This is a genomic window from Paenibacillus sp. FW126-R14, assembly GCF_058789495.1.
In genome coordinates, this window is sequence record NZ_JBYTBS010000075.1 from 20,542 (window position 1) to 27,107 (window position 6,566).

Below are 6,566 nucleotides of genomic sequence, written 5' to 3' on the forward strand. Positions count from 1 at the left end.
CCTTTTTACACGACAAAAAGAAAAAGCCCTCGGATACCGGCAAATGCCAGCATCTGAAAGCTTAAGCTCCAACTAGTATGTTGCTCCTTGCAAAAACTTCACTCTCTCCCCCATAGGAGGAATTTCGTTCCCGTCCACAATCACTTCTACAACAACCGGACCGCCATGAGCCAGCCACTCTGTCACATGCTCACTCTGCAATTGATCAAGCGATGTAATCTCGGCATGACGCAATCCCAGAGACCCCGCCATCCCCGCGATGCTTACCCGCTCTTGAGAGAAGTCATCGAGACAACGTTTGTACTGCAGCATATGGCCGTGATAGACCATCCCCAAACGGGCGTTATTGATGACTACAAAAAGAATCGGAAGCTGATACTCCTTCGCAGTCAGCACTTCTAAACCATGCATGAAGAAGCAGCCGTCGCCTGTGATACAAATCGTCGGCCTGTTCGGCTCGGCCAGCTGCGCGCCAATGACTCCGCCTAGTCCGGAGCCCATGCCTCCGAAATTGATGTCGATGTCGAATTCTTGACCGCTTTCGATCCCTACATTTTGAATCGAGTAGGTCATGAACTCACCGATATCCAGGAAGAATCGGGTATTCTTCGGCGCAGCAGCGCTAAGACTGCGAATGGCAGAACGCGTATTCCATTTCTCCTCCACCTGTTCGGATGCGGCAGCAGCTTCCGTCAAACCGGCGAAGACATCGCTGACAGTCTCTTCATCCTCCAGTCCATCTTCCGACAGCTGATCAAGAAGCTCCGCGATGACCATCTTAATTTCACCATGCACCGGATAAGCCGTTTCGTAACATTTTCCAAGCTCGTTTGGATCATAATCGATGTGAATAAGCTCTCGTCCTGCAACTAAACGCGACTCCCAATTGCTTGTCGCCAGCTCTCCCAGGCTTGAGCCGATAATAAGCAGCACTTCGTGGTTGCCGCCATTCAAATAGTCGCTTGCTTTGGGGCTCGCTGAAAGGCCGTATCCCCCTAAAGACAGCGGGTGGTTGTCCGGGAAAGCCCCTTTGCCTCGAGGCGTTGTCGCGACGCCCCAACCAAGCTTTTCAGCAAAGGGTACGATGCTGTCAGAGGCTGCTTTAGCCCCGTTTCCGAGCAAAATGGCCCCACGGGAGCCTGCAGCCTTAATACGCTGCGCAGCCGCCTTCACAGCCGCCAAATCCATAACAGGCTGCTGCACAGGAGGCAGCACCGGAAGCTCTCTATCGCCGATATCTGTCATTTGAATGTCGATCGGAATGGCCAAATGAACAGGACCCGGCACACCGCTAATTGCCGTATGATAAGCCTCCGCCAAAATCTCCGGCAGCTTATGGGCATCGAGCACGGTTCGGCTCATCTTCGTGATCGAAGCAAAAATCGGCTCCGCATACAGCTCTTGCGCGCCACCCTTGCCCAGCTTTGTAGAGGGAACCGAACCCGTAATAAAAATAACAGGCAGCTTCTGTTTCCAAGCGTTCGCAGCCGGAGTTACCAGATTCGTCGCTCCCGGTCCGCTGGAGGCGACACAAAGCGATGGAATGCCAGTAATTCTCGTGTATGAACCTGCCATATAACCGGAACTATTCTCGTGCTTAGCCACAATGGGCTTAAGCTCCGGAATATCCACAAGGGCGTCATAGATAGCATTGATTGAACCCGCCGGAATACCGAATACGTATTTAACTCCTTGCTGTACAAGAAACCTCAATCCTACTTCAATCGCCCGCATTGTTTTTACTCCTTCCCGGTAGGTAGTGTAAATTTAAATACCGAACCTTGGCCTTCGTTGCTATCGAACCAAATGCGGCCGCCGTGCAGCTCAATCAACTGCTTAGAAATCGCCAGTCCGAGACCTGTTCCATTGATTTGGTTATTCGCTTGATAAAATTTCGTGAAAATATTTTTCTGCTTTTCAAAAGGAATTCCAATTCCGTTATCATGCACTTCCACGGTCAGCAAATTATCTTCGAACTTCGTTTTTATTGTAATTACACCCAGCGGTGGCGTGAATTTAATCGCATTGGAAAGCAAATTAAGCAAAATTTGCAGGATGCGCTGTTTATCGACTCTGACGACGCTATCGATTTCCGATTCTGTCTCAACGACTAGAACCAATTTCTTTTTATTAATCAGCGACTGCACAATATGAACGGATTCCTTCACAATTTCGTTAAAGTCCGCTTCGGTGTACATCAATTCGAATTTGCCGTTCTCCATTTTGGCAAAATCGAGCAGTTCATTCACCTGATCAAGCAAACGGTCGATGGACTTGGCGGCAATATCCAGCAAATCCTTCTGCGATTCGTTAAGTTCCCCTAGAATGCCTTTTCCAAGAATATCAACAGATCCTTTGACCGCTGTAATCGGCGTGCGCAGCTCATGTGACAATGTGGCGATGAAATCGCTTTTGAGCTCATTCAGATGTTCCAGCTCACGAACCAGGCCTTCCAGCTTAAAGTTGGCTTGCTGCAGCTCAATGGAGCGCTCATGCACGGAATGGTCTAACGTCTCGGTATGCTGCGCATTGGATAACGCGGTTGCTGTCGCATCCGAAATGGACTGGCAGAACTCCAGAAGGCTGGCTTCATATTTCCGCTGCTTGCCGATGGACGGAATCGCCACAACGCCGTAAACGGAACCTTTGGCTACAAGCGGGAACACCATGATACTTTTGATATCAAAAGAAACGAATGCTTTATGATTAGGCCGTGGATCTGCATAAACGTCCTCGATGGCCGCTGATTTTTTCTCCGTGATGACTTCATACAACAGCCGGTCGTTTTCAATCGTTAACTTGACCTCGCGATGCTTCACCTTCCATTCGTCCATCGTCACATTTTCCGAAGACAACTGGTAGGGCTCAATCGTGTGCTCTTTTTCATTGTACAAATGGATTCCGATATCTTTCGATCCGCTTGCTTTGCGCATGTAATAGAAAAACGTATTGAGCACATCTTTGACGGACAAAGATTCCGATAAAGCTTTCGTCGCATCGAGAAGAAGCTGCTGCTTCTCCATCAGCAGTTGACGCTGTTCGAACATCCGGATATTGCGAATAGCCACACTGGCCATATTAACGAATGCTTCCGTGACTTCCATCTGCTCCGGTGTAATATTCATCGGTTTACCGAAATCATGGACGAAAACAAGCCCAAACACCTCATTATCGACAATGACGGGAATCCCGAGGATGGATTTTATTTTCAGCAGCTGTCTTTTGGACTGATCCAAACGCAGGTCTACACTCGTATCCGATATATAGTCGCTGGATTGGTTGCGCAGAATATCTCTTACGAACTCATCTTCTTTAGGATCAATCAACAATTCCGTTATATCTACAGGTAATTTATTGCCTTTATCTCCTTTAAACGTACCATCGGGCTGCTTTAAGAAAAAACCAACCAGATCTGCCTGCGTGATCTCACCGGCAATCGCGTCTACGAAAACTTGCAAAATTTCTGACAGCTCAAACTGCGAATTTATGACTTTCGTCATTTGAAACAATTTTTGAAAACTCATAAGCTCCATGACCATGCTTCCCTCATTCTCCTTTGATTAGCGAATCTTTATTTGATGTCTTCCACTGTTTTTAGCTCCGAGTAGTGCAGAATCAGCTTGTGTAATGATTTGCTCAAAACAGGTTGGATCGAAATTTTTAGTTAGTCCGATACTCACTGAAAACACTTGCGACTTATTAGGTGCAAGGCTGACCTTTAAGCTGTCTACCGCTTTAATGATACTATCCGCTATTTCAACACAGTTCTCTTCATTCTGAAGCAAGACCAAATACTCATCCCCGCCATATCGAAACGCTAAATCGCGCTCGGAAGAAATCTTGGACAGTATGATCGTGGCAACTTCCCGCAGGACCTGATCTCCGACCAAATGACCGAAATTATCATTAATGTCCTTAAAATAATCCATATCCACCATCATAGCCGCTTGGAATTGCTTGTTCCCCTCTTTGATCATACGAATGGTAATATCGAGATAAGCCCGATTATATAAGCCCGTTAATGCATCCACATAAACAAGCTTGGCTAGCTGCTTATTGTCTTTCTTCAGGTTCTTTATCTTAGCTTTTTGATGGAGGGCGATCTCAACTTTCCGTTCCAGCACATCCAGATCAAAAGGCTTTGTCAAATAATCAACCGCCCCTAGGCGCAATCCTTGTAAAATGTCTTCTTTCTGCGCATTGGCGGACAAGAAAATAATAGGCGTGTCAAAATCAGCTTCTCCGATTAGTTGTTTGCATATCTCAAATCCCGTAATTTCAGGCATCATGACATCCAACAAAATCAGATCAGGCATAATTTCTTTGACCATCGCAATAGCCTCTTTACCATCTTCGACAGTGAAAATTTCATAGTGCAACGAATTCAAAAAGATACGAAGTATGTTTAAATTATGAGGTTCATCATCGATGATAAGAATACGACCGTTCATTCAGCTATCCCATCTTTCATTTCGATAATAGTGTTCCGTCTAACCATCCATTTGCATTTGCTCATCGATGATGCTCAAGAAAATTCGCACTAGTTTCTCGTCAAATTGTTTGCCCGAATGGGTAAGCAGCTGCTCCCTCACTTCATGCACGTGAAGCGAATTCCGATATACTCTCGTAGATGTCATGGCGTCGAATGCATCGGCGATACTCACAATACGCACAAGATAAGGGATATCCTCGCCGCTCACTTGATCCGGATAGCCCCTCCCATCCATTCGCTCATGATGCCACCTTATCATCGGCAGAAGATGCTCGACTTCCGGCAGCTCCTTCAGAAGCTCGAATCCGATTACAGGATGTTGGCGAATGACATTAAATTCATCGTCCGTTAGCCGGCCAGGCTTCATGAGAATATGATCGGGAATCGCCAATTTCCCAACATCGTGCAGCAGCGCTCCCAGCTTCAGAGATTCCAATTCAGCTTCGCTTACACCGGCTTTCGCGCCAAGCAGCGTAGAATAGAAAGCAACATTATAGCAGTGATCGACTGTAAAACTGTCTTTAACTCGAAGTGTATTAAAAAGACTTTCGTATGCCTGCTGCTTCAGTACTTGCTTGCGGAATTGTATTTTTTTAATCAATTGTTCCATGTGCAGTTTAATGAGATTGCATAATTGCAATTGATCGTCATTCAGTCGAGTGTCCGAAGGAAATGAGAATAGTAGGGCGCCGTACGAAGGGCCGTGCTTTATGTGAAATCCGTAGATACATTGGTATCTGGATTTGAAAAGATACTCTCGAAGCACTCCATCGGTTTCATACACCGACAAACGGGAGCCTTCGGGCATCGTGGAAAAAAACTGCGTTTGGAGAACTATGTACTTTAACTGTTCCATGACCGCTGTACTAATATTCACCGAATAAGACGCTGGGGTAATCTGGTGTTTCTCATCCATTAGAAAAAGAGAGATATGTTCACAACCAATTGATTTTTTTGCAATATCATTCAATTGGCCGATCGATTCGAAGATGGAATCAGAATTTATCACATTCTTGAAAAACAATGAATTCTGCATAGATGTTACCTCTTATTCTTCTCAAGTAGACTGCCCCGACAATTTAATTAGTACTAGTTCTTCTTATTAAGGAGAATCTCCTCTATTATAAATAATTTTTTCCATAATTTTATTATTTTTTTATTTACCTAGTTAGTTTCTCTCACATTATGAGCCTTAGTGCGCCTTGCTTTCATCGATGAAAGGGACTTTCGACATATATGAAGACGTTCCCATTTCATTCTATCTTGAAACCGCTTAGGATGACAGCCATAAAAGTGTGGTAAAGTATGGATATTGGGAGAACAACACTGCTGTATATTAACAAGAAAGAAGTGAGATGAATGGCGATCTATATCGCGTTATTACGAGGCATTAATGTAGGCGGGAAAAATATAATCAAAATGGCTGAACTAAAAAGCACATTCGAGCGGATGGGTCTGCTTCGCGTTCAAACCTATATCCAAAGCGGCAATATTTTGTTCGAATCGAATGAGGACGAAGCGTCGCTGCGCAAACGGATCGAGCATGAGATAGAAGCCGTTTTTCACATATCGTTAGCCGCTATTTTGAGAACGGCCGAGGAGCTAAACCTCATTGCCGCGAATTGCCCGTTCTCTGCAGAAGAAATTGCCGAAGCAGAGTCCGTGTCCGACGCTGAAAGCCTGTATGTCGCCTTCCTGCCTAAGGAACCTTCCCAAGAAAGCTTGGCGAAACTTGAAGTCTTCCAAACAGACAACGACCGATTCCGAGCGAATGGCCGAGAGGTATACCTGCTGTATCGGCACAGTATTCTAAAATCTAAACTGGCCAATAACCTTACCAAGCTGGACGTTCCTGCAACCGTACGAAATTGGAAGACGTTAAGTAAGCTTGTTACGCTAGCAAATGCGATGGCTGACCCTGCTCGTCTTTAATCCATACAGCATAAAAAGAAGCATAATCTCTCAGTAAATCTACTGTTAGATTATGCTTCCTATGGATCGGGACGACACGATTTGAACATGCGACCCCCTGCTCCCAAAGCAGGTGCTCTACCAAGCTGAGCTACGTCCCGAT

The 6,566-nt window shown here is 45.6% G+C and carries 5 protein-coding genes and 1 tRNA gene; 1 reads left to right on the plus strand and 5 read right to left on the minus strand.

The window, feature by feature from the left end; translation table 11 throughout:
- Positions 1 to 72 precede the first annotated feature (72 nt).
- The 4 genes from AC3WRW_RS29920 to AC3WRW_RS29935 are packed head-to-tail and all read right to left on the minus strand — an operon-like array spanning position 73 to position 5,102.
- Positions 73 to 1,734, minus strand: a complete 1,662-nt coding sequence (locus AC3WRW_RS29920) for a thiamine pyrophosphate-binding protein (RefSeq protein ID WP_492549865.1) — start codon at positions 1,732 to 1,734, stop codon at positions 73 to 75.
- 5 nt (positions 1,735 to 1,739) lie between these two features.
- A complete protein-coding gene (locus tag AC3WRW_RS29925; RefSeq protein WP_492549866.1) occupies positions 1,740 to 3,500 on the minus strand; it encodes a GAF domain-containing sensor histidine kinase in 1,761 nt (586 codons plus the stop codon).
- 60 nt (positions 3,501 to 3,560) lie between these two features.
- Positions 3,561 to 4,451, minus strand: coding sequence for a diguanylate cyclase (locus AC3WRW_RS29930; protein WP_171687315.1), 891 nt, complete (start codon positions 4,449 to 4,451; stop codon positions 3,561 to 3,563).
- Positions 4,452 to 4,490: 39 nt separating this feature from the next.
- On the minus strand, positions 4,491 to 5,102 hold the full coding sequence (locus AC3WRW_RS29935) for an HD-GYP domain-containing protein (RefSeq protein WP_492549867.1): 612 nt from the start codon (positions 5,100 to 5,102) through the stop codon (positions 4,491 to 4,493).
- Between the two features lie 749 nt (positions 5,103 to 5,851).
- Here AC3WRW_RS29935 and AC3WRW_RS29940 point away from each other — a divergent pair.
- Entirely contained in the window at positions 5,852 to 6,424 is a 573-nt protein-coding gene (locus tag AC3WRW_RS29940; RefSeq protein ID WP_492549868.1) for a DUF1697 domain-containing protein, read from the plus strand.
- A 66-nt stretch (positions 6,425 to 6,490) separates the two neighbouring features.
- Here AC3WRW_RS29940 and AC3WRW_RS29945 read toward each other — a convergent pair.
- Positions 6,491 to 6,564: transfer RNA gene (locus AC3WRW_RS29945), tRNA-Pro, on the minus strand.
- Positions 6,565 to 6,566 lie beyond the last annotated feature (2 nt).